The following is a 23,293-nucleotide window of genomic DNA, read 5'->3' on the forward strand; positions in this document are numbered from 1 at the left end:
CTTTTTTTGTTAAATTCAGAAAAACTATCAGAATAAAAAAAGTAGCTGCTTTTTTATTACAAAAAGCAGCTACTTTGCTTCAAATCTTAATTAGTTAGTTTAAAATCTCAAAAATTTTTAAAATTTTCTATTATTCACTACTTGTTAACTCAAATTTTATGGTAAATTCTTTAATATTGTCTTTATAAACTCCTCATTTGACTTTGTCCTTGCCAAGCTATTGATAATTCTCTCTGTTGTCTCAGCAGTACCAAGGTTAGAAAGTGCTCTTCGAATAGCATCAACTGCAGCCTTTTCTTCTTCAGACAGTAAAAGCTCTTCCCTTCGTGTTCCAGACTTGTTAATATCAATTGCTGGGAATATTCTCTTCTCAGAAAGTTTTCTATCAAGGTGAAGCTCCATATTACCTGTCCCTTTGAACTCTTCATAAATTACATCGTCCATTCTTGAGCCTGTCTCAATTAGTGCTGTTGCAAGAATTGTAAGGCTCCCACCTTCTTTGAGGTTCCGTGCCGCACCAAAGAACTTCTTTGGCTTGTGGAGAGCGTTAGGGTCAAGACCACCAGAGAGTGTCCTTCCAGAAGGTGGCTCAACCAAGTTATATGCACGTGCAAGCCTTGTGAGGCTATCAAGAAGTATAACAACATCCCTCTTGCACTCAACAAGTCGCATGGCCCTCTCCAGTACCATCTCAGCAACCTTGATATGGTGCTCGGGCGTCTCATCAAATGTAGAATAATGAATCTCTGCTTTTATGGAATCTTGCATGTCTGTGACCTCTTCAGGTCTTTCGTCAATCAAAAGAACAATCAAATGCAAATCATCATAGTTTGTCAAAATACTATTTGCTATTTTCTTTAAAAGTGTTGTTTTACCAGCTTTTGGCGGCGCTACAATAAGACCCCTCTGGCCTCTTCCAATTGGAGCAATCAAGTCAATTAGTCTTACTGCCAAATCGTTTGGCTCTTCTTTGTTCTCCAAAACAATTCTTCTATTTGGGAAAATTGGAGTCAAATCTTCAAAAGGTGTACGTTTTGCAACCTCTTCAGGTTTCATGTCATTGACGCTTTGGACGTACAAAAGCCCTGCAAATTTTTCATTTTCTTTGGGTAGTCTAATTGGACCTCTTATCTTGTCACCTGTTTTTAGATTGAATTTTCTGATTTGAGATGGTGAGACATAGATATCGTTTGGTCCTGGCATAAATGAGTCGTCTCTTAGAAAACCGTAGCCACCACCGCCACCTGGTTCATATATAATCTCTAAAACTCCTTCGCCTATACCACCTATCTCAACTTTACCTTCAAGTTCTTTTAATTCTGGTGGAATTTCAACAACCATCTTATCCTCTCTTTTTTCTTCTTTTTTTTCTTTCAGCTCTATAACCTTCTTTTCCTCTTCTCTTTTTTCCTCTGTCTCAGCAGCCTCTTTAGGTTCTTGTTCCTCTTTGGGTGCCTTCCTTTCTCCCTCTTGCCCTTGTTCTTGCACCTGTGTTTCTATTTCAGACGGCACTGCTTCGGCTTTGTTAGATTCTTCTTTATTTTCTATTTCTTCTACTACCTGTTCATTTTGAACATCTGCTGCTACAGATTCTTGCTGCTGAAGCATTTCACTTTTTTTCTTTCTTCCTCTTCTGCCTTTCTCTTTTTTCTCTATACCTTCTAATATTTGTGCGTCTTGTGGCGTTGTACCAATAAACTCTTTAATTGCTTCTATTAGCTGATTCTTTTTGAGCAAAGAATATTTTTGAATACCAAGACTTTTAGCAATCTCTCGAAGTTCAATGATCGACTTCCCTTTTAAAAACTCCTCAATCGAGTTAGGCACTCTTTTCCCTCCTTCTAACAATATTATAATTTTTTCTTGCATTTATATACTATTAACTTCTGTCTGGGGAAGTTAATCGCAAGAGATGAAGGCTAATCTGATATATTTTATTTTAAGAGTATAATATTATATTGTCAATAGCATGATTTTTAAATTTGAATTAAAATTAGTACAAAAATAAAAAACCCCCGAACGCTCTATAAGTTGCATTCGGGCAAGACCTTGAAATTTTATAAGCTTACTTTTCATCATAGCCGTTTGGATGTGTTGAGTGCCATTTCCATGCAGTTGAAATTATAACCTCTAAGCTATTGTACTTTTGCTCCCAGCCAAGCACTTCTTGTGCTTTTTTGGATGATGCAACTAAAATTGAAGGGTCTCCTGGTCTTCTCTGCCCAATCTCATATGGAATCTTTTTCCCAACAACCTCACTTGCTTTTTCAATTACCTCCATCACAGAAAAGCCCAACCCATTTCCAAGATTAAATATATCGCTTTTATTATATTTTTCCAAATATTCCAATGCTTTTAGGTGCGCATCGCACAAATCAAGGACATGTATATAATCTCTTATACATGTGCCATCTTTTGTGTTATAGTCATTGCCGTACACAGTGACCTTCTCGCGTATGCCAAGTGCTGCTTGAAGGACTATTGGTATTAAGTGAGTTTCAGGGTTGTGGTCCTCACCAATAATTCCATCCGGATGAGCACCAGCTACATTGAAATATCTGAGCGACACAAATTTTAAACCATATGCTCTGTCCATCCATTTTAACATTTTCTCAATTGCAAGCTTTGTCTCACCGTAAGGGTTTGTTGGCTCAGTTTTGTCTGTCTCAAGTATAGGAATGTTTTCTGGCTCTCCATAGACTGCTGCTGTTGATGAGAATACAAGTTTTTTAACGTTGTGCTTTATCATTGTATCTACAAGATTGAGTGTACCATAGACATTGTTATAGTAGTACTTTATTGGATTTTGTACACTTTCACCAACCAAGGAGGAAGCTGCAAAATGAATGACCGCTGAGATCTCATTTTCTGAAAAGACTTTATCTAAAAACTCCTTGTCCTTCAAATCACCCTTGTAGAACTTTCCACCAAGTACTGCTTTCGAATGCCCTTTTTCAAAGTTGTCAACTACCACAACATCAAATCCTTTTTCAAGCAAAACCCAAACCATATGGCTTCCTATATACCCAGCTCCACCTGTTACAAGAATCATCTAAATCCCAACCCTTTCTTAATCATTTTAGATTTCTATCTCTCTTGCTCCATCGTCAATGTCAAAGATATAAAAGTCAGGCTTTAGAGAAGTTTTTTGATAATAATTTTCTCCAACCTTTTTTATAAACTCATCAATAGCATCCTTGTGAACAATTGAAACTGTACAGCCGCCAAAGCCAGCACCTGTCATGCGACTGCCAATTACCCCCTCAATCTTGAGAGCTTCTTCAAAAAGTGTGTCAAGCTCAAATCCGGTCACTTCATAGTCATCACGCAAAGATACATGAGAGTCTATCATGAGCTTTCCAAAGCTTAAAAGATCGCCTTTTTCTAACACCTCAATCGACTTTAATACCCTGTCATCTTCATAAACAACATGCCTTACCCTTTTCAAGATGGTTTCATCTTCAATTAAGTCTTTATACTTTTCAAATGTGTCTCTATCCAGCTCGCCAAGGCAGGAAATTGTAAGCTTTTTTTGCAACATTTTAAGCCCTTTTTCACATTCGGCTCTTCGTTCATTGTATTTTGAGCTGGCAAGGCTTCTTTTCTTATTTGTATTGCTAATAACAAGCTTATAATCACCAAGCTTTAAAGGTACATACTTGTACTCCATAGTCCTTGTGTTTAAGAAAATTGCATGGTCTTTTTTGCCAAGGCTGGATGCAAACTGGTCCATAATTCCACAGTTTACACCAACAAATCTATTCTCGGCTCTTTGGCAAATAAAACTTAAAGCTACCTTATCAATGGGTTTTTCATTAAAAATTGAATAGACTGCAATACCAGTAGCACACTCAATTGCCGCAGAAGAAGAAAGCCCAGCACCGTGGGGAACTGTGTCATGAAAGAGCATATCAGCACCACCAACATTATAGCCTGAGTTCATAAGCTCTTTTATAACACCAAGTTGATAATTCCCCCACCTGATAGACTTGTAGCTATCTATATTCTCAATATCAGCTTCAACAAGCTCTTTTAAATCTGTTGCATAAAGTCTTATTTTGCTGTCATCTCTTTTTCTAATCAAAATGGTTGTGCCCACATTGAGCGCTGCAGGGAAAACATACCCACCATTGTAGTCTGTGTGCTCGCCAATCAGGTTTACTCTTCCGCTTGAAAAAAAACACCTTATCTTTTCATCCGTCTTACCATACACATCTTCGAACACCTTCAAAAGATCTTTGATTTCCATCTCTTTATTTGCCTCCTTGCATCTTGTCCAAAAATCTCTTGTACGCCTGTCTTAACTCTTCTGCCTTTTCTTCGGGCGATGTTGTATTGCACGGTGCCCATGCGCCTGTCTCGCTTGATGCATTGAACTTTTGTTTGTCTTTTGAACGCATCGGCGGATAAAATTCAACGTGAAAATGATAGAAGCTTGAATAGTCCTTGTCAACATTTACAGGTAGCTGATGAAAACACATCATATACGGAAATTGATAGTCAAACAAGCTGTCAAGTGTGCCTGTAGTTTCTTTCAAAATCTTTGCAAAACTATTCTTTTCATCATCTGTAAATTCTGATATTGTTCCAACATGGCGTTTTGGCGAGATAAACACACCGTATGGATACTCTGTAAAGAAAGGAAGGTATGTCACAAAGTGATCATTTTCGATTATTACTCTTTTCTTAAATTCCATCTCCTCTTTGTCAATTCTACAAATTAGGCACTCATTGTAAGAATTGTAGTGCAACTCAGCACTCTCAAGTTCGCGCAAAATCTTTAGTGGAATCCACGAATAGCCGTATATCTGCCCGTGTGGATGTGGCATTGTAACACCCACAACCTCGCCTCTGTTTTCAAAGATGAATATAAACTTTATATTTGGATCTTTTTTCAAGGCTTCAAACCTTTCAACCCACAAGTCTACAAGCTTTCGAATATGCTGAACGCTCAGCTCAGGTAATGTTATTGTATGATTTGGTGAGTACAAAATGACCTCACACTTTCCATAAGCAGGAGCCACTTTATAAAAATTGGTTGCCACAGGATCAGGTTCTGGTGGATTTTGCATAAGTGCCGGAAAATCATTGTCATACTCTAAAACGTCGTAAGTTTCTGGTACTCTGCCAGAACCAGGGCAAAAAGGACACCAGTCTTTTGGCATTTGAGGCCTTTCTTGCCTGTGTGATGCAATCATCACCCAGTCGCGTAAAAGTGGGTTCCATCTTAGTTCTGCCATCTTTTCTCCCCCATGTTTTTAAATTATTTTTTTAGCTTTTCTTCTATTTTCATTCTAAAAAAAAAGAAGTGCAATTTAAATGCACTTCTTTTTTATGTATTAGCATTTTTTTTAGATATATCGTAAATATATTTATCCTTTTTGTAATTCAACGGCGACACTCCAAATTTTTTCTTAAAAAGTCTGCTAAAATAATTCTGATCTTCTATCCCAACCATTTTTGAAATCTCTCCAATTGGAAGGTCTGTTGTCTCAATGAGTTCTTTTGATTTCTTCAGTCTTATGTTAATAAGATACTCCTTAAATGTTATCCCAAGCTGTTTTTTAAAAAGATAACTCAAGTATGTCGGTGACAGATACACCATCTTTGCCAAATCATCTAATGTTATATCTTCCATATAGTGGTTTTTGATGTATTCGATTATCTTTTCAATTGACGACAGTGAAGATATTCTGATCATCTCAGAGTCTAAGATGTACTTTGCAACAATGTGCATCATGTCGAGTACACTTTGTAGCTTTTCATGGTCTATATGAGTAAGGTTAAAAAAACTTCTTCTTGCAGCTTCAATATCAAGTGGCTGGTCTTTTATCTTTTCAAAAACTTCCTGCCACTTCTCTTCAGTTGGGGGCTCTAACAAAATCTGTCCTATAAAAAGTGCACCTATATAGCTATTATTGAAAAAAAGCGGTATTACAGCTTTAACAAGTCCCATATGACACCTGTAAACATGTACACCTTTCTTTTTCTGAGCAGTCTGTGCACCGGCTAAATCAGAATTTCGGCATGCTTCACCATTTTGGTAATACTGCTTCATTAACATACAAAATCCACATGTGCCCTTTTTCTTGTTCTCAACCCATTGATTGTCGGCTGTTAAGAAATTTGCCGATATTCCTGTGATATAAGAAAAGTTGTCCAAAACCGAAATCAAATCGTCATATTTGATAATCTCTTTGAAATCCATGCCAATTTAACACCCTTTATTATTTTTAGTCAATACAAACAATCTTAATACCATTCTCTGCCAAAACCCTTGCAGCAATTCCTGTACCGTCTACAAGCCTTCTTGAAAAGCTACCATCATACACCTTGCCAAAGCCACAAGAAGGACTTTTGGACTTTAAAAATGCAATGTCAGCGCCAAAAAACCTTGCCACTTTTAATGTTTCTATAGCTCCTTTATAAAAATTATCGGTAAAATCTCGGCCTTCTATATCAAGCACCTTACCATCTTTAATTTCACAAGGGTTTCTTGGGGTTGGAAGTCCACCAAGCTGCTCAGGACAAACAGGTATCAAAATATACTCTTTTTTGAGTCTTTCTACTATCTCACTTCTCAAGTTATTTGTTCCATCATATTTTGTATTAAGCCCTATAAGGCAGCTACTTATAAGCGCAAACCTCATCTTTTCCCCTTCTCTTTTAAAATTGCTTCTTCCATAAATTTAACTATACTGTACTGAATCTGCTTTGCACCCATGCCTGTTTTTGCAGAGAATTGATAGAATAGATCCTTTTCAATTCCAAGTTCTTTCGAAATAAGCTCTGTGTTTTTTGTAAGTTCATTATTAGAAAGTTTATCGCATTTTGTCAAGACAATCATAATAGGAATCTCTTTCTTGTCAAAAAAGCTAAGCATAATTTTGTCATCTTCTGTTGGAAGATGCCTTGAGTCAAGCAGCAAAACCGCAAGTTTTAGCTCTTCCCTTTCCAAAAGGTACTCTTCTATCATAACCTTCCATCTTTTCTTCTCCTCTTTTGAAACCTGAGCGTAACCATAGCCGGGAAGGTCAACAACTCTGAACTTGTTATCAATATTGAAAAAGTTTATTGTTCGTGTCTTGCCTGGTGTTGAGCCAACTTTTGCTAATTTGTCCTTAAAAATAGTGTTTATAAACGAAGATTTTCCAACATTCGACCTTCCACAGATACACATCTCAGGCATCTTTATAGGTGGATAGTCATCCTTTTTGACAGCAATTTTCTCAAGATTTGCATTTGACAGGTTTATCTTCAAATTCTCTTTTAACCCCCCTTTACTCTTTTATTGCAATTTTAAACACCTCATCAATTGCCTTGACAAAAACAAAGTTCATGTCCTTTTTAACATAGTCTTCCAGCTCGTCTACATCCTTTTTATTCTCATAGGGTAAAATCACATTTTTAATTCCAACTCTTTTTGCAGCCAAGATTTTCTCCTTCACACCACCAATTGGCAATACTCTTCCACTTAAAGTAATTTCTCCTGTCATTGCAACGTCATGTCTTACAGGTTTTTTAGAAAGAGCTGAGACCATTGCAGTTGCCATAGTAACTCCAGCAGACGGTCCATCTTTTGGTATAGCACCTTCTGGCACATGAATATGAATGTCATATTCTTTATAAAAATTCTCATCTATTCCAAGCTCTTTCGCACGTGCACGGATGATACTAACTGCTGCCTTTGCCGACTCTTTCATGACATCACCAAGCTGGCCGGTAAGCTCAAGCTTGCCACTTCCTGGCATAACCAGTGCCTCAACAGAAAGTGTCTCACCGCCAAAAGGTGTCCATGCAAGCCCTGTTACAATTCCTATCCTATCTTCTTCAATTAGTTCATCCCTTCTATATTTTCTTACACCCAGATATTTCTCCAAATTCTTTGTGGTAATTCTAACCATTTTTTTATTCTCTTCCAAAATCTCTTTTGCAACACGCCTGCAAAGCCTTGCAATCTCTCTTTCTAAGTTTCTAACACCTGACTCTCTTGTATAGAATGATATTATATCACGAATTACCGCTTCATCATATCTAATTTGAGACTTCTTAAGACCATTTTGTTCTATCTGCTTAGGGAACAAATATCTTTTTGCAATCTCAACTTTCTCTTCTTCAGTATAACCTGTAATTTCAATAACTTCAAGCCTGTCAAGAAGCGGTCTTGGGATTGTCTCAAGTGTGTTTGCTGTTGCAATAAACATCACTTCTGACAAATCAAATGGAATTTCAATATAATGATCACGGAATGCATAGTTTTGTTCACTGTCGAGCACTTCTAAAAGTGCTGATGCAGGGTCGCCCCTAAAATCCTGCGACATTTTGTCAATCTCATCTAAAAGTATAAGCGGATTTTTTGTCTTTGCCTGCCTGAGAGCATAGATAATTCTCCCTGGCATAGCACCAACATATGTCTTTCTGTGTCCACGAATCTCCGCCTCATCCCGAAGACCACCCAGAGAGATTCGTACATAGTTTCTGTTCAAAGCTCTTGCAATTGATTTTGCAATAGATGTCTTGCCAACACCGGGCGGTCCAACTAAGCACAAAATAGGACCTTTTAGATTATTTTTTAATTTCCTCACAGCGATATATTCAAGAATCCTCTCTTTGACCTTTGTCAAACCATAGTGGTCCTCATCCAAGACATTCTTGACGACATTTATATCAATTTTCTCTTCACTTTTTACATTCCACGGAAGGTCAATAACCCACTCCAAATATGTTCGAATAACACCAACCTCAGGTGAGTTTGGCGGAAGCTTCTCAAGTCTATCTATCTCTTTGTAAACCTTTTGCAGGTTTTCGTTACTCAGGCCTAATTTTTTTACCTGTTCTCTGTACTCTTGTGCTTCTGAAAAGAGACTATCTTTTTCGCCAAGCTCGCTCTGGATTGCTTTGAGCTGCTCTCTCAAGTAATACTCTTTTTGCATCTTGTCAATCTGTTTTTTAACCTTGAGGGTAATCTTTCTCTCTATTTCGATTATCTCTTTTTCTCTTAATATGAGCTCATATAGCTTTGTGAGCCTTTCTTTTAGGTCTACTTGTTCTAAAAGTAGCTGCTTGTCTTCAAGCTTGACAATTACATTCGCTGCAATAACATCAGCAAGCTGTCCAGGATTTTGAATTGTGGTAACAGATAAAATAGCATCAGGTGGAATTCTACTTGTTAGCCTTGCATACTCCTCAAATGCAGAAACTACGTTTCTTATAAGTGCTTCTAATTCAGGGTCGTCTAAATTACCACCGTTTTCTTTGTATTCTTCAACCTCTACCAAAAAGTATGGATCAACAGAAACATAGTCTATGACTTTTGCCCTGCTAAGTCCCTCTACCAAAATTCTTGACGTTTCGCTTGGAAGTTTTAACATTTGCTTAATCTTTGCAACTGTTCCATATTGATATAAATCTTGTGGGCTTGGCTCTTCCTGTTTTGGGTCTTTTTGAGCCAAAAGCAAAACCTGCTGGTCGCTGTTCATAGCTTCTTCTAATGCTTTTAGCGAGATCTGCCTTCCAACATCAAAGTGAAGCATCATGTATGGAAATACCACAAGTCCCCGCAACGGTATAACTGGTATAGTTCTTTTGGTTACAGCAATCATCAAAGCCTATCTGCCTCCGTTTTTAATTTTTGAATTTGAGGTGTATAATTATATTAAAAACCCAAAAAGGAGCTAAATTACAATGGAAAATCTATTAGATGAACTCATTCAAAATCCTATTATACCAGCTGTAAGAGATAAAGCAATACTCCAATCTGCCTTAAACTCTGATTGTAGAGTTATTTTTCTTCTTCACTCTACTATTTTAACCATTAGGGATGAAATTAGTATGATAAAACAAAAAAATAAACTTGTCTTTGTCCACATTGACCTCATAGAAGGAGTGGGAAAAGACGAAAAAGGGATTGAATTTCTTAAAAGTATTGGTGCTGATGGTATTATATCAACAAGGCAAAACCTAATCAACCATGCCTTTTCACTTTCTCTGCCTTGTGTACAGAGAATATTTCTGATAGACTCACAATCAATATCTTCAGGACTTAAAATGATAGAAAACTCAAAACCAACATTTGTTGAAGTGCTGCCAGGTGTTATACCAAAAGCAATTTATAAGCTTTCACAAAATACTCAAATTCCAATTATTGCAGGTGGAATGATCGAATCAAAAGAAGACGTAATGCAAGCATTGGGCGCTGGAGCTATTGCAATATCGACAAGCAACAGTAATCTTTTTTCTCTTCTTTAAAAAGAACTTTTTCTATTCACTTTCCTTGTTGCTATTACATCAGCACCAGTATCTAAAATATTTTTTACAACTACAAAACCAACTTTAACTGGTGCTGTAACTTCTATTTTTCTTAAAATTGCCATAGCGTCAAAAAGAAGTCTCTTAGGTATTGGCTTATCTGTTCTAACAGGCAAAAATTCTATTTCGCCATCTTTCACATGAATGGTTGTTGTGAGAATTCTTTTGGGCTGGGTAAACTCATCTTTTGCATACTCAAGACCACGGCTACATCCATAGCCGATATATTTTATCTCATTTCCTTCTTCTTTTTTCTCAATACTGCAGCCTTTTGGACACAAAATACACGTAATTTTGTCCATCACCCATATATCTCCCCTTTTAAGCTATTATCTTCAAGCTTCAAGATTATATCCTGAGAAAAGTCTATCTGGGATAGTATCTTTTCAGATAAGGTGAGGCTTTCCATCTCACCAGGTGTCAGGTGCTGCTTTTTTATTCTTAAAAGTTTTCTGCCTGAATTTATGAGTGTCACCACTTTGTTGTGATAGACATTGTCAACTCTATACCTTAAAATTGTAGGCTCTAAAAAGTTTTTGTTCAACCGCTGTGGCACAACATACTTAATACCACTTGATGCTATAATATTTGTTAGCTGGTCTTTTTGAAAAAGTTCTGGGGTCTTGCAAAAAAGTGCTGCGTACTTGCCAGCAGTCTCAGCCTCTAAAGTTACATTGTCAACAAGGTCATGGACATGCAGGACATTCCCACATGCAAAGATGCCACGCGCTGTGGTTGAAAATGTATTGTCAACAACAGGTCCACCTGTTGCCATATCAAGCAAAACCCCTGCTTTTTTGCTAAGCTCGTTTTCAGGAATCAGTCCAACAGAAAAAAGTACTGTGTCACATTCAATAAACCTTTCAGTAGCCGGAATTTCTTTAAAATCTTTGTCAACAGCTGAGATAGTAACACCTTCAACCCTTTCCTTGCCGTGGATTTTTACTACTTTATGAGAAAGAAGAAGAGGAATACCAAAGTCTTCTAAACACTGGACAATGTTTCTTCTGAGCCCTGTTGAGTATGGCATTATCTCAACAACTGCTTTTACCTCAATTCCCTCTAATGTAAGCCTTCTTGCCATAATAAGGCCAATGTCCCCAGAGCCAACTATCACAGCTTTTTTGCCTATTTTATACCCTTCGATATTTATAAACCTCTGAGCCTGTCCTGCAGTAAAGATTCCTGCCGGGCGTGTACCTGGTATCTGGACTGCACCTCTTGTTCTTTCTCTTGCTCCCATTGCAAGCACAATTGCCTTTGCTTTGAGCTTTTTAAGACCATGTTTGTTTACAATTGTAACCTCTCTTCCAGGATTTATATCTATTACATGCGTGTCTGTTAAGTACTCAATTCCACTTTTTTCAACCAATTCAATAAACCTTTGAGCATATTCAGGTCCTGTTAGTTCTTTTTTGAAATAGTGAAGACCAAAACCGGGGTGAATACACTGATTCAAAATTCCACCTAAAAATTTGTCTCTTTCTATTATCAAAACCCTTTTATCATCTAAGTTTTCGAAACTCTTCAGAGCTGCTGCAAGACCTGCAGGCCCACCACCTATGACTATTAAACTATACTCATGCATATTACTTTCCCCACCTTTTCTCAGTTAGAATATATGAACCCTTGCCAAACTTGGTTATTTGAGTTTTGCTCACGCCAAGTTCCCTTGATAGAATATCAATCACGCGCGGTGTGCAAAATCCGCCCTGGCACCTTCCCATACCTGCTCTTGTTCTTCTTTTGATGCCATCTATGGTCCTTGCACCTCTTTTTATTGCCTCAACAATTTCATATTCAGACACAAGCTCACATCTGCATACAATGTTCCCAAAGCTCGGATAAAGCTTAATCATTCTTTCTTTTTCTTCATCAGAAAGCTTTGAAAACCTTTTTATATCTTCCCTATAAGGATTAAAATTAAGATTTCTTTTCGCGTTAAGTTTTCTGCTTACCAGTTCAGCGATATACCTTCCTATTGCCAACGATGCGGTAAGACCTGGTGACTCAATTCCTGCAACGTTTATAAAGTTTTTGACATCTTCGTCTTCTTCAATGATAAAGTCATGAGTATCCGGTGTTGCTCTGATTCCCGAAAAGATTGTTATTACATCTCTCTTGCTCAGGCTTGGCAATACTTTCCTTGCCTTTTCAAATACCTCATCAAGCCCTTCTTGGGTTGTAGCTGTGTCATCCTTGCTATCTATATACTCAGAGTTCGGTCCAACAAGTACATTTCCATCTACAGTCGGGGTTACTAAAATTCCTTTTCCCTTTTCTGTGGGTACCTGAAAAATGACTCTGGCAACTGGCATCTTCTCTGGTTTGTCTAAGATGTAGTACTGTCCGCGTCTTGGATATATTTTGAAAAGCTTTGCTCCTGCCATTTTACTTATTTCATCTGCATGTACTCCTGCACAGTTTATTAAAACCCTGGTTTTTATAAAGCGGCTGTCCGCTGAATGAACCACAAAATAGTCTCCATCTTTTTCTATTTTGCAGACTTCAAAGCGGAATATCACATCTGCTCCATTTTGAATAGCATTTTCAAAAAGGGCGACTGTTAGCTTATACGGATTTGTAATTCCAGAGTATGGAGCAAAAAGTGCTGCTTTTATGTTTCTGCTCAAATTCGGCTCATTTTCAAAAACCCACTCTTGACTTTTTATCTCAAGTCCTTTAACGCCATTTCTCTTCCCTCTTTGCAGAAGTTCTTCCAACACATTTATCTCATAATCATCAAACGCAACCACAAGCGAACCAATCATCTTATACTCAACATCAAGTTCATTGCAAACATCTGCAAATATATTGTTCCCCTCAACATTGAATCTTGCCTTTTTGGTCCCCTCAATTGGGTCATAACCTGCGTGCACTATTCCAGAGTTTGCTTTGGACGCACCTTCTGCAACATCTTCCATTTTTTCGAGGCTGCATACTTTTAATCTGTAACGTGTTAGCTCTCTTAAAATTGACATGCCAACAACTCCTGCTCCTATTACAGCAACATCATAAATTCTGCTCATATTATCACCCTTTTCAAAATATGGTAAATAAAAAGCCTGCAAATAGCCCCTTTTTGAAAGAAGCTATTTGCAGGCTCTCCACATCTCTTGCCAAGGTTTATTTTAAGACAATTCAATCAAAAAATCAATAAAAATTTTCAAAGACCCATTACAAACTCTATGTCTGGTCCATGCTGGTCAGAACATTATCAAAATAGTTTATATTGCACCTTTTCCCGTCCCAGTGAATACAGACTTCACAGCTCATATCACCTTTGTGAGAGTAACCACCATCGTTAAACTCTGGGCAGAGTTTGGCAACTGCTCTTTGCTGTTCCTTGCTTGCCATGTTTTTTATCACCCCTGGCTTGGTCTTAAAATACTTTCTATAATAAATAACTTTTCCTGTGAAGATGGTCTTTTATACGTCTTTAACACAAAATATGTGCTATAATTTATCTTAAAGCACAAATAGTATAGTACTGTGAAGGAGGCCTTGAAAATGAGCAAATTTTTCATGCCAACAAAGGTCATATTTGAAAAAGATGGTGTTTTGAAGAATAAAGACCTTTTCAAGCTTGGCAAAAGAGCCTTCATTGTGACATCTCCATCTTCTCTGATGAACGGCTCCTTAGAAGATGTAACAACTGTATTAAAGGAACTTTCAATTGAATATTCAATATACAGCAAAATCGCTCAAAATCCAAGCGTAGAACAGATAGATGAAGTTTCAAAATTGGCAAGAGAGTTTTCCCCAGACTTTATAATTGGAATTGGTGGAGGTTCTCCTCTTGACTCATCAAAGGCAGTGGCAGTGCTGTGTGCTGAAAAAAATCTAAAAGCTCAGGACCTTTTTGACTCAAAATTTGAAAAGTGCTTACCTATAGTTGCAATTCCAACAACATGTGGTACAGGAAGCGAGGTTACTCCATATTCTATTTTGACTTTGAAAACAATTGAAAATAAAAAGAGCTTTGCATCAGAATTAATATTCCCGAAAATAGCAATCGTGGATTACAAATATCTTTTAACATTGCCACATAACGTTATTGTAAACACCCTCTTTGATGCTCTTTCTCATGTGATAGAAGGCTACCTTTCAAAATCCTCAGACCATATAATTGAAGCCTACGCTAAAAAAGCCTTAAGTCTATTTGCACGCTCAAAAGGTAATCTAAAAGAGAACGCTTTAAAAGAAGCTGACCTTGAAAAGTTTGCATGGATATCATTGATTGGGGGAATAATTATTGCACAGACAGGTACTTTAATTGTTCATCCTTTAGGTTACAACCTTACTTATTACCATGACATCCCACACGGAAGAGCCAATGCAATCTTACTTTCAAGCTTTTTGAGGCTTGAGAGCAAATATTTAAAAGAAGAAGTAAGCTTTGCTTTAAACTGCATGGGCTTTGAAAGCATAGATGAATTTTCTAAGTTTGTAAGATTTTTTGTTAAAGAATCTATTCCAAAATTGTCAAGTGACAGAATAGAATATTATGCAAAAAGAGCACTTGAGTCTAAAAATGTAGCAAACTTAAGACATGCAATCTCGCTTGATGAAATGATAGATGTTTTGAAATCTTCGGTTGAGTAGTCAAAAATAAATTCATAGTTATACAATCGACTTACAGGGGTATAATATAATCAAGGAAATTGTTCTTGTAAAGGAGATGTTCGAATGGCAAAGCTACTGTATATAAAGGCTAATCCAAAGAGCGACCAAAGTTCAAGAACATTTATAATCTCGGAACATTTTATAAAGGTATACAAAGAATTTCATCCAAATGACCAGATTATTACTTTAGACCTTTACAAAGAAGGAATTCATTTTCTTTCTCAAGAGGACATCAACGATATCTTCGCTCCAAAGACTGAGGCATCAAAGCATCATCCTATTTTGAAGTATGCCTATCAGTTTGCTGATGCTGACAAGTATGTGTTTGCAGCACCTATGTGGAATTTGAGCATTCCCGCAATCCTTAAGGCATATATAGACTACATCACAGTCTCAGGAATAACCTTTAAATACACAGAACAAGGGGCTGTTGGGCTCCTTCGTGGTAAAAAAGCAGTTCATATCATGGCAACAGGCGGAGAGTACAAAACACCACCATTTTCAGACTTTGAAATGGCAAATAGATACCTTAAAACAATCTTAGGATTCATGGGAGTGGAGGATTTTCAGCTAATTTCAGCTCAGCGGCTTGACATCGTAGGTGAGGATGTAGAAAAGATTATCTCAAATGCGTTGAAAGAGGCTGAGGAGATAGCAAAAAGGTTTTAAAAAGAAAATTTTGGGGACAGATTAAAACAGGGGCTGTCAAAAAAAGATAATTTGATAGCCCCTTTCTTGCAATACAAAGTGTTCGTTTATTTCATACTTTGATACAGTAATTAAATTTAAAATTATTCTTATTTCCCATATGAGACTGTCATCCTTGTTATAAAAGTATTCTTTTTTTCAAATATTTTTCGCAACTTTTTCTCTCTTAAATCATATTCAAAAACAGCACTTGGATAAGCTTCGATTCCTTCGCCAAACATCATTCTCTTTGCATCTTTAGGAATACCGATAAACCAGAGTTTTTTTCCATCATTACTTAAATAACCTGCTATCGGGGACGCAAACTCCTCAACAGGTGTATCTTTTATTTTTTTTAGCATACTTTCAGTTAGTATTGGCACTATTACTTTTGACTTTAGATCTAACTTGTATATGCCCGTTTCTCCCTTTTTTCTGGTAGAGTTTAGATAAATATTGGTTGCACTAAAAGTAATAATATTACTCTTTGGTACAAAACCTAAAGCTCCAATTGATCCTGCTTTGAGTTCAGTAATTTTCGTATATTTTTGATTTTTTAAATCAATGATGTAAAAAGTATGTTTTATTGAATCAACAGAGGAATTATCCTCATACATCTTTTTCTCATCCATAGATGAATAAGAGACAGTAAAAATATGATTACTACCAATCACTTTAATTTCATCAAATACCATATCAGAATTTATAGGTTTTACCATTTGAGCTTTTTTCTTTTCAACATCAAAAATCCATATTCTTGGTATTGGAGAACTCAATCCAACTCTTGATACACATATTTTCAAAGGTTTTTCACTGAGAATTTCAATATCTATTTCTCCAGCTTGATCATTAGTAACTTGGAATACTTTCTGATTTTTTAAATTCTTCACAAACAACTCCCAAGGCCCAGTTCCAATTGCATCAGCATACGCAAGCCATTCTTCATTTGTGGAAATATCACCAAAGGTCATGACTTCCCTGTTTTTAAGAATTAGTTCTTCCTTTTTCTTTTTAGGTATAACCTTCCACATATGAGTCTTTCCATTTTTATCATATACTGAGACAAGTAACTTTTCCACTACCTCTTCTTTGCTGGCTCCCCCTTTATTATAAATTCCTAAAGATAAGGATAGTAGCAATAAAATTGCTACTATCCTTATTACATCTATTTTTAACTTTGAATAGGCCATTCTATTTTCCCCCTAAAAATTCCTTTACTTGGATTATGAATTTTTGAAAATGCTGTTTTTACCATATCCAATATTCTACCTTGCACATATGGACCTCTATCTAATATTTTTACTGTTGTGCTTTTGCCATTTTCAAGACTGGTTACCTTTACCCTTGTCCAAAATTTAATTGTCTTATGTGCAGCACTTTCGCTATCCAATATAACTCCTGCTGCTCCTTTTTTTTCCTTCACCATTATACCATGAAATATAACCTGTTTCTGTATTCAACTTTATAGCACCCTGTTGCAAAATGTTATTACTATTTTCATCATCGTTTGCTTTATTTTCTATTTTTTCTGATTTACTATCATTAGTTTTGATTTCATCTAATTTCACTTCTTTTAAATCAATTTTCAAAGGTTCTTCTTGCCCCTGATGAATAACAACTGGTGCACCTAATGCGTCATATACAACTATCATTCCAGGCTCTACTTCAGGTAAATCCTCTTCAGGTAGCGGTTTACAATTTTCTGCTATTTTTTTGTCTTCTTTTGATAAAGAAACTAGATTATCACTGCCTTCAGACAAAATAATTAATTTTCCATTTTCATCAAATGTAATAATCGTGCCTGGTTTCATATAAGAGGGTATTTTATTATGGCTTTTATCTATTTCGTTACTATTCAAAGCCGTTGCAGCTAAAGAATTCCAACTACTTAACACTAAAAGCAAAACTGAACAAAAAGCAATGATTTTGTCAAAGTTCATTCTAAACATTTTTTTGGTAAACATTTACTATCTACCTCCCATTTTATTTTACATCCCTTCATGGGCGCCCATGAGAGGTTAATGCCATTGTAACATGAAATCTTTTTAAGTACAGGTTGCAATATTTTTTATATTCTTTTGTATATTATCTTATTTTCATATAAACTTTATTATTTAAAACAGGCAATATGCAAATTGTTATATTTACTAATATTCTCCTTGGCACTTTCACCTCAATTTTACTTTATTAATTTTCATCCTGTCAAACTCGTTTTTTCTTTTTTTTTAGTTAATTTTAAGCAATTTTTAGCTATCAGCTCTCTCTATCTTCAAATATCTCTAAATTTCTTAAATTTTCTCATGTTTTTTCGCAAACAAAATGCTGTCCCACCCCTTGGAAGCAGCTTTCTAATCCTCTTTAAAAAATTTTTAAGACTCTATCCTTTTCTATTCTCATCAAATTATTATACAAAATTTGTTATTTTATATCATCAATTTTATACTCTATTATCCCACTGTCACTTTTAAACTGAATGGAATTACCAGAAAACTTAATATCGCCAGTTCCTTTGTCCCATTTCACTCTTTTATTTATTACAATCTTTTCATCTTTAACTTTGCCTATATTAAGCTTCATTTCGTCTCCAGCAATTTATATCTTTCGTGTAGAATGCAATATCATTATCTTCTGAAATATAAGGACCTTTGAGGATACTCTCACTATCAGACGTTTCAAAAATGACTTGGTCATTTTCTCGAATAGGTGTAGAGATATTTACCACAGCGAAAGAATGTGCGAAAATAGTGAGGAGAAACTCATAAAAAGAATTGAGGCTGCCTCCATCCTGACATGAATATTAATTAAAAAGTGTAATCTCCCATTCAAAAGAAACTTTCAAAAACTACCAGGATGGGAGGGCAGCCTACTATGAATATTATATCATATCACGAAATAAGAAAAATATCTCCCGAAAAAGCAAGAGAATTAGTCCGGAAAGTCTTTGTGGCGAACAACAAAAACGTATCAAAAACTGCTAAAATATTAGGTGTATCAAGAGCTACTATAAGAAGAGCAATTTACGGTCCTCTTGAGGATAAATCAAGAAAACCTAAAACTTGCCCCAGAAAACTTTCTTCTGAACTTGAAAATCTCATTATTGAGGAATCTAAAAGAACTGGCTTTAGATACAGACGTTTGTCTCTTTATCTTTTCAGAAAATATGGCATTAAAATAAGCGAAAACACAATAAAGTCAGTTCTTAAAAGAAACGCTGTTACCTGGGAAAAACAAGAAAGACAAAAAAGGGTGAAAGAAGTTTATATGATTATGAAGCTCTCATTCCATTTTCTGAGTTTCAACTTGATACAAAGCATCTTTTAGACAAAGACAGCCTTCCTGAAGAAGTATACGAACATATGAAAAAACACAATTTACCTTGCTATGAGTGGAACATGATAGATATTGCAACAAGAGCAAGATTTACAGCTTACTCCTATGAACTTTCATCTGCTTTTGGCTTCATGTTTATATCTTTGGTTGCTTTATGGTTAAGAACACATAATGTGAGAACCCCAATAAAAATCCGAATTGGACAATGGAGAAGAATTTTGCGGAGGAAGTGAAAGAAAGCTAAAGGAGTGGAATAAGATGTTTTCTATTTTAGGAGTAGAACTAAATCCTATTCCACCAAGAGCAAAACATCTTATGGGGGTAATTGAAAATTCACATCGAGCAGATGACGAATATTTAGCAATAGATTCATGCTGAGAGATGTAAAAACAAAGAAGAATTTATTCAGAGAGCTCAAAGGTGGCAGGATACGTGGAACTTTTTTAGACCTCATAGTGGTAAAGGAATGAATGGGAGGACACCATTTGAAAAGTTCATAAATTCGAAATCTTTGGTCTCCTCCCACGTTTTTCAGTTTCCTACATTACTTCTTGAGAACATTCTGAAGAAAGTAGGTACTTTCTATTCTCTGTTCTGTAATAAATTAGGTGGTAAATATGTCTTCACCACGTGCCGACTTGGTCATTTTTATAAATCTTTTTTCTGCCTTTCAGAAAAGTTTCACTTTGAAATCACATCACAACTTACAATACCGCCCTTTATTTGAAATAATAGCTCAACCTTTTTATTTTTTAGTCTATAAATATTGGTATCAAAAATTTTATTAGGTACAAATGACTGATAGTTTCTGTCAATAAAATAAATTGCTTTATCATTACCATATATCGGCCAATAGGCATTACTGTCTTTGGGCACATCGTTAACAATCTCCAACTTTCCAGTATTAAGGTCAAGAATAACCGGTTTTGATCTAAACGGGTCAATAATAGAAGAATAATCCCCAAATTCTTGATATTCTGGTTCTCCCTGCGCAAACATGTATTTATCATTTGAAATAAAACATCCTGGTGAGTTGCACAATCCTGTATTTGTACTAAATTCCTTTACAATTCCGCTTTCCAAATTTATTGCTGATACCCATACATATGGTGGATCTGCTGGTGATCTGGTGCTTATTACAATCCATTTGTTATCACTGCTTATAGAAGTAGAGTATATTATTCTATAAACAACTTTTACTGAAAAATTACCAAATTTCTCAGACAGAAGTTTTTTCTTTGTATTATTTGATAAATCAAATAATACAAGTGATGTGGCTGAAGGATTTTCTTTACTGTTATTTTCTCCACACACTATGTATCTGCTATCACGCGAAATAGACGGCCAGCAAAATTTACCTTCTGCTATACGTTCTAATAAAAATTGCTTACTTTCTCCATTTCTATGCTCTTTCTGACATCTCAAAAGATACAATGCTTTGCTGGTTGCTATTACAAACTCTTCTTTTTCTTTATTTACGTTGATATATTCTATCCCTTCTTTTAATTGTTGTCGATATACCTCTTTTCTGGTTTTATAATCAACCACAATTATTTCTTTAAGATTACTGGTGTAAGCTACATGATTTTTTCCCCATGCAAAAAATCGACGTGGGAAAAGTGTAAAATTCTTGTTAATCTCAGCATCGGTTGTTTTGAATTTGAATAGCAAATCGTCATTTCCACGGCTGTCAACAAGTCTTCCCTCTAATGTCATTCCAAACAATATCTTGGGATTTTTCTTTTCTAAAACTCTTACATATCCAATTTTTGTAACATTTTGTTGATTATAAATTATTAAAAACCCAATTAAAAGCATTCCCACAAAGGCAACTATCTTAGCAAGTAACCTTGTTGTAGGCATTTTGTTTTTTGACTTCATTCTTTTTCACACCCTTTCACTTTTTTTTCATAAAAACCAATATGATATGAACTTTTATAACTGTTTTTATTTACAACTGTTTGATTGATTATTGAACTAATATTTCCTTATTCATTGATTTGAGCAATTTGCTGTTCACATACTCATTCTTCAAAAATAAATAAAAGCCCTCCTTGTGGCTAATTGTGAATATAGCCACAAGGAGGTTTTTTGATTTGACATAACCCACATATTAACTAACAACAACTTCTTTGGTACTTTAATTCACAAATGGGCATTTATATGCACCGTAGTTGCTTTCTACATACGACTTACTTCGTGCTTGGTGAATAACCCGATCGTAACCTCCTGTTGTGCTTTCATATACTATATAATTTCCATTCTGATCTCTTTTATAGAAAATCATTACATGGCTGCTGTTACACAATATATCGCCCTGCTGTAAAGAGGAAAAACTAATTTTAGTAGATATATTCATTAATCCAGTTGTGTTATATTTTTGAGACAAACCCCAGCACCTGCTTACAAATCCAGAACAGTCAACTCCAGCTGTTCCCCCTACATATCCAGGAGCATTTGTACAAACATTTCCAGCTGCATATCCATCTTTAATTTTGGTATCAAAACCAGAAAAAGAATCCCATCCGCCCCAGCAATACGGAACTTGATAGTAATACGTATTGTATGATGTTATGAAAGATGGTCTTTTCCATAAACTGGGATTTGCAACCTTTGAACCATCATAATTTTGTTTTGAACAATACCATTTGTAATTATTATATTGTTGAGCAGTTAGAATTATTTGGCCTCTGGTTATACTGGAAGCTATCGCAGCGGGTAAGGTTTTTTCTGCAGACTGCTCTGTTTCAATTTTGCTACTAATTGCATTTTCTCCACTTCCTAAAGATTTTGTGTATTCTATATATTGTTCGCTTGTCATCCATGAGTCAACCATTAATACATATACCCTCTTCTCACATGGCAACAAGACAAAGACGTTCCCATTATCAAGTACTACATCTTTTTGCGGCCAAGAATATTTAACATCCGGAATTTTTACGAGCCCTTCTATATTCTGTGTTTTTGAATTTAACTTAACTATCCATTCGCCATAATCATTGGTTATCTTCCAAAATTGAACAAAACCATTTTTCCCAATATAATAATAGGCACTGTATTCGTCGACAAGCCATCTCGGAAATTCGCTAACCTCAAGTGTATTGATGTAAGCCTTTCGATTAGAAACATTTGCTTTCCATATACATCCATCAGACGACATGTTTCCTTCTTTTTCTTCTGTTACGTATAAGTTATTCTCTCTATACTCACCATTTTGTCTTTTACCCAAAAAACAAGTTTTCATTTTGTCTCCAGCAAGTACTACAAAAGGCCCTTTTTCGCTTACTCCAAAGTAAGCAAATGGTTCTAACCGTATCTCTTTATTTAAAGAGGCAATTTCAATTGTGCCATTGTTTATTGTAATTAAAGTATTCAGACCAGCATTAAATAAATATATCTTGCCGTTTTTATCAACTGCCATACCATGAATCCATTGCCCTTCTGGTATATTAATTTTTTCAATTAAATCACCTTTGCTCTTACTGTATACAAGTACTCTATGATGAACATTATCAAGAATGTAGATTTTATCTCCTTTCACATCAAAAGCATTAGGTCCTTCGTGAGAACCATAACCCGCCATCCCTGTGTATTCAATACCTTCTTCGGATACAGGAATATTCAATATAGTCTTAAAATTTGGAAAATCATTGCTTTTGCTGACTGAAGGTATAGTAGCTGTAGTTTTTTGAGGCAAAATAGAAAAAACACTTATAATCATTAAAGTACATGTTATTAAAATTGCTACAATTTTTTTGTAGTTTTTCATACTCTATTCCTCCTACCTATTTTATTTTGCATCCTTTCATGAGCACCCATGAAAGGTTGATGCCATTGTAACTTGAAATATTTTAAGTATAATAAACAAATAGACAAATAATGGTAACAAACATAAACATGTTGCAATATTTTCTTTTTTATATTCCCTGGTATACCATCCTATTTGCATATAATCTATCTCATTTACGAGAGGCAATATGCAAATTGCTATATTTATTAATATTATCCTTGGCATTTTCACCTCAATTTTACTTTATTAATTTTCATTTTGTCAATCTCGTTTTTTAAAGTTAATTTTATGCAAATTTAAGCTATTATCTCTCTCTTTCTTTTAATATCTCTAAATTTCTTGAATTTTCTCATGTTTTTTGCAAACAAAAAGCTGCCCCCTTCTCTTGGAAGCAGCTTTCAAATTTTTTCGAAGTTCCTTTTATATTATATCCCTTTTTACTCTTATTAAAGTACTATACAAAAACGGATGTAGGAAAAATGCAGACAGAACTAACTCTATTACAATGCAGATATAAACTTCTATCAAAGCTAAAATTCTTAATAAAAGTAC

At 35.5% G+C, this 23,293-nt stretch carries 21 protein-coding genes and 1 pseudogene; 4 read left to right on the plus strand and 18 right to left on the minus strand.

Features of this window, described 5'->3' with window-relative positions:
* Positions 1-156: 156 nt before the first annotated feature.
* From rho to lon, 8 genes are all read right to left on the minus strand, one after another.
* Positions 157-1,827 carry a transcription termination factor Rho gene (gene rho, locus ELD05_RS08870; protein WP_127352138.1) on the minus strand — a complete coding sequence of 557 codons (1,671 nt, stop codon included), beginning with the start codon at positions 1,825-1,827 and terminating at the stop codon, positions 157-159.
* Between the two features lie 238 nt (positions 1,828-2,065).
* Positions 2,066-3,052, minus strand: coding sequence for a UDP-glucose 4-epimerase GalE (gene galE / locus ELD05_RS08875; protein ID WP_127352139.1), 987 nt, complete (start codon positions 3,050-3,052; stop codon positions 2,066-2,068).
* Positions 3,053-3,079: 27 nt separating this feature from the next.
* Positions 3,080-4,249: a galactokinase gene (locus ELD05_RS08880; RefSeq protein ID WP_127352140.1), complete on the minus strand. Its 1,170-nt coding sequence runs from the start codon at positions 4,247-4,249 to the stop codon at positions 3,080-3,082.
* Between the two features lie 4 nt (positions 4,250-4,253).
* On the minus strand, positions 4,254-5,240 hold the full coding sequence (galT, locus tag ELD05_RS08885) for a galactose-1-phosphate uridylyltransferase (RefSeq protein WP_127352141.1): 987 nt from the start codon (positions 5,238-5,240) through the stop codon (positions 4,254-4,256).
* A gap of 92 nt (positions 5,241-5,332) precedes the next feature.
* Positions 5,333-6,208 (minus strand): PocR ligand-binding domain-containing protein, encoded by an 876-nt coding sequence (locus tag ELD05_RS08890; RefSeq protein ID WP_127352142.1) that lies wholly within the window; start codon positions 6,206-6,208, stop codon positions 5,333-5,335.
* Between the two features lie 25 nt (positions 6,209-6,233).
* Positions 6,234-6,650: a DUF523 domain-containing protein gene (locus tag ELD05_RS08895; RefSeq protein WP_127352143.1), complete on the minus strand. Its 417-nt coding sequence runs from the start codon at positions 6,648-6,650 to the stop codon at positions 6,234-6,236.
* The gene (gene yihA / locus ELD05_RS08900) at positions 6,647-7,261 is read right to left on the minus strand and encodes a ribosome biogenesis GTP-binding protein YihA/YsxC (RefSeq protein WP_127352144.1); all 615 of its coding nucleotides are present in this window, start codon (positions 7,259-7,261) and stop codon (positions 6,647-6,649) included. Before yihA ends, ELD05_RS08895 begins: the two co-directional genes overlap by 4 nt.
* Before the next feature lie 19 nt (positions 7,262-7,280).
* A complete protein-coding gene (gene lon / locus ELD05_RS08905) occupies positions 7,281-9,602 on the minus strand; it encodes an endopeptidase La (RefSeq protein ID WP_408609357.1) in 2,322 nt (773 codons plus the stop codon).
* A gap of 82 nt (positions 9,603-9,684) precedes the next feature.
* Between lon and ELD05_RS08910 the strand changes: the two genes are divergently transcribed.
* Entirely contained in the window at positions 9,685-10,248 is a 564-nt protein-coding gene (locus ELD05_RS08910) for a glycerol-3-phosphate responsive antiterminator (RefSeq protein ID WP_127352146.1), read from the plus strand.
* On the opposite strand, the gene ELD05_RS08915 is transcribed toward ELD05_RS08910, so the two are convergent.
* The 4 genes from ELD05_RS08915 to ELD05_RS14035 all read right to left on the minus strand — a co-directional run bounded on the left by ELD05_RS08915 (position 10,245) and on the right by ELD05_RS14035 (position 13,665).
* Positions 10,245-10,610, minus strand: a complete 366-nt coding sequence (locus tag ELD05_RS08915) for a DUF1667 domain-containing protein (RefSeq protein WP_127352955.1) — start codon at positions 10,608-10,610, stop codon at positions 10,245-10,247. The two genes, ELD05_RS08910 and ELD05_RS08915, sit on opposite strands and share 4 nt — an antisense overlap.
* Positions 10,610-11,896, minus strand: coding sequence for an NAD(P)/FAD-dependent oxidoreductase (locus ELD05_RS08920; protein WP_127352147.1), 1,287 nt, complete (start codon positions 11,894-11,896; stop codon positions 10,610-10,612). The genes ELD05_RS08915 and ELD05_RS08920 overlap by 1 nt, the downstream gene beginning before the upstream one ends.
* A 1-nt stretch (position 11,897) precedes the next feature.
* On the minus strand, positions 11,898-13,337 hold the full coding sequence (locus ELD05_RS08925) for an NAD(P)/FAD-dependent oxidoreductase (protein WP_127352148.1): 1,440 nt from the start codon (positions 13,335-13,337) through the stop codon (positions 11,898-11,900).
* 157 nt (positions 13,338-13,494) lie between these two features.
* On the minus strand, positions 13,495-13,665 hold the full coding sequence (locus ELD05_RS14035; protein WP_164742592.1) for a hypothetical protein: 171 nt from the start codon (positions 13,663-13,665) through the stop codon (positions 13,495-13,497).
* Between the two features lie 153 nt (positions 13,666-13,818).
* On the opposite strand from ELD05_RS14035, the gene ELD05_RS08930 reads away from it, so the two are divergent.
* Both ELD05_RS08930 and ELD05_RS08935 read left to right on the plus strand, forming a co-directional pair.
* On the plus strand, positions 13,819-14,913 hold the full coding sequence (locus ELD05_RS08930) for an iron-containing alcohol dehydrogenase family protein (RefSeq protein WP_127352149.1): 1,095 nt from the start codon (positions 13,819-13,821) through the stop codon (positions 14,911-14,913).
* 84 nt (positions 14,914-14,997) lie between these two features.
* Positions 14,998-15,603, plus strand: a complete 606-nt coding sequence (locus ELD05_RS08935; RefSeq protein WP_127352150.1) for an FMN-dependent NADH-azoreductase — start codon at positions 14,998-15,000, stop codon at positions 15,601-15,603.
* Between the two features lie 128 nt (positions 15,604-15,731).
* On the opposite strand, the gene ELD05_RS08940 is transcribed toward ELD05_RS08935, so the two are convergent.
* The 4 genes from ELD05_RS08940 to ELD05_RS14470 form a co-directional block, all read right to left on the minus strand.
* Positions 15,732-16,811, minus strand: a complete 1,080-nt coding sequence (locus ELD05_RS08940; RefSeq protein WP_127352151.1) for a hypothetical protein — start codon at positions 16,809-16,811, stop codon at positions 15,732-15,734.
* Positions 16,793-17,047: a septal ring lytic transglycosylase RlpA family protein gene (locus ELD05_RS08945; protein ID WP_127352152.1), complete on the minus strand. Its 255-nt coding sequence runs from the start codon at positions 17,045-17,047 to the stop codon at positions 16,793-16,795. The genes ELD05_RS08940 and ELD05_RS08945 overlap by 19 nt, the downstream gene beginning before the upstream one ends.
* Positions 17,004-17,585, minus strand: coding sequence for a hypothetical protein (locus ELD05_RS08950; protein ID WP_127352153.1), 582 nt, complete (start codon positions 17,583-17,585; stop codon positions 17,004-17,006). The genes ELD05_RS08945 and ELD05_RS08950 overlap by 44 nt, the downstream gene beginning before the upstream one ends.
* Positions 17,586-18,039: 454 nt before the next feature.
* On the minus strand, positions 18,040-18,198 hold the full coding sequence (locus tag ELD05_RS14470; RefSeq protein WP_241243453.1) for a hypothetical protein: 159 nt from the start codon (positions 18,196-18,198) through the stop codon (positions 18,040-18,042).
* Positions 18,199-18,489: 291 nt separating this feature from the next.
* Between ELD05_RS14470 and ELD05_RS08960 the strand changes: the two are divergent.
* Positions 18,490-19,678 (plus strand): annotated as a pseudogene (locus tag ELD05_RS08960) (IS481 family transposase).
* Here ELD05_RS08960 and ELD05_RS08965 read toward each other — a convergent pair.
* Both ELD05_RS08965 and ELD05_RS08970 read right to left on the minus strand, forming a co-directional pair.
* A complete protein-coding gene (locus ELD05_RS08965) occupies positions 19,633-20,832 on the minus strand; it encodes a hypothetical protein (protein WP_127352154.1) in 1,200 nt (399 codons plus the stop codon). The pseudogene ELD05_RS08960 and the gene ELD05_RS08965 overlap by 46 nt on opposite strands.
* Positions 20,833-21,091: 259 nt before the next feature.
* Entirely contained in the window at positions 21,092-22,720 is a 1,629-nt protein-coding gene (locus ELD05_RS08970; protein WP_127352155.1) for a hypothetical protein, read from the minus strand.
* Positions 22,721-23,293 lie beyond the last annotated feature (573 nt).

Origin of the sequence: Caldicellulosiruptor changbaiensis (assembly GCF_003999255.1) — a bacterium.
In the GTDB taxonomy this organism is placed as follows: domain Bacteria; phylum Bacillota; class Thermoanaerobacteria; order Caldicellulosiruptorales; family Caldicellulosiruptoraceae; genus Caldicellulosiruptor; species Caldicellulosiruptor changbaiensis.

Bases quoted from the DNA above. Each gene is read 5' to 3' on its own strand.
- galE (WP_127352139.1), bottom strand. From the start codon at position 3,052: ATGATTCTTGTAACAGGTGGAGCTGGGTATATAGGAAGCCATATGGTT.
- ELD05_RS08880 (WP_127352140.1), bottom strand. From the start codon at position 4,249: ATGGAAATCAAAGATCTTTTGAAGGTGTTCGAAGATGTGTATGGTAAG.
- galT (WP_127352141.1), bottom strand. From the start codon at position 5,240: ATGGCAGAACTAAGATGGAACCCACTTTTACGCGACTGGGTGATGATT.
- ELD05_RS08890 (WP_127352142.1), bottom strand. From the start codon at position 6,208: ATGGATTTCAAAGAGATTATCAAATATGACGATTTGATTTCGGTTTTG.
- ELD05_RS08895 (WP_127352143.1), bottom strand. From the start codon at position 6,650: ATGAGGTTTGCGCTTATAAGTAGCTGCCTTATAGGGCTTAATACAAAA.
- lon (WP_408609357.1), bottom strand. From the start codon at position 9,602: ATGATTGCTGTAACCAAAAGAACTATACCAGTTATACCGTTGCGGGGA.
- ELD05_RS08910 (WP_127352146.1), top strand. From the start codon at position 9,685: ATGGAAAATCTATTAGATGAACTCATTCAAAATCCTATTATACCAGCT.
- ELD05_RS08915 (WP_127352955.1), bottom strand. From the start codon at position 10,610: ATGGACAAAATTACGTGTATTTTGTGTCCAAAAGGCTGCAGTATTGAG.
- ELD05_RS08920 (WP_127352147.1), bottom strand. From the start codon at position 11,896: ATGCATGAGTATAGTTTAATAGTCATAGGTGGTGGGCCTGCAGGTCTT.
- ELD05_RS08925 (WP_127352148.1), bottom strand. From the start codon at position 13,337: ATGAGCAGAATTTATGATGTTGCTGTAATAGGAGCAGGAGTTGTTGGC.
- ELD05_RS14035 (WP_164742592.1), bottom strand. From the start codon at position 13,665: ATGGCAAGCAAGGAACAGCAAAGAGCAGTTGCCAAACTCTGCCCAGAG.
- ELD05_RS08930 (WP_127352149.1), top strand. From the start codon at position 13,819: ATGAGCAAATTTTTCATGCCAACAAAGGTCATATTTGAAAAAGATGGT.
- ELD05_RS08935 (WP_127352150.1), top strand. From the start codon at position 14,998: ATGGCAAAGCTACTGTATATAAAGGCTAATCCAAAGAGCGACCAAAGT.
- ELD05_RS08940 (WP_127352151.1), bottom strand. From the start codon at position 16,811: ATGGCCTATTCAAAGTTAAAAATAGATGTAATAAGGATAGTAGCAATT.
- ELD05_RS08945 (WP_127352152.1), bottom strand. From the start codon at position 17,047: ATGGTGAAGGAAAAAAAAGGAGCAGCAGGAGTTATATTGGATAGCGAA.
- ELD05_RS08950 (WP_127352153.1), bottom strand. From the start codon at position 17,585: ATGTTTACCAAAAAAATGTTTAGAATGAACTTTGACAAAATCATTGCT.
- ELD05_RS14470 (WP_241243453.1), bottom strand. From the start codon at position 18,198: ATGAAGCTTAATATAGGCAAAGTTAAAGATGAAAAGATTGTAATAAAT.
- ELD05_RS08965 (WP_127352154.1), bottom strand. From the start codon at position 20,832: ATGAAGTCAAAAAACAAAATGCCTACAACAAGGTTACTTGCTAAGATA.
- ELD05_RS08970 (WP_127352155.1), bottom strand. From the start codon at position 22,720: ATGAAAAACTACAAAAAAATTGTAGCAATTTTAATAACATGTACTTTA.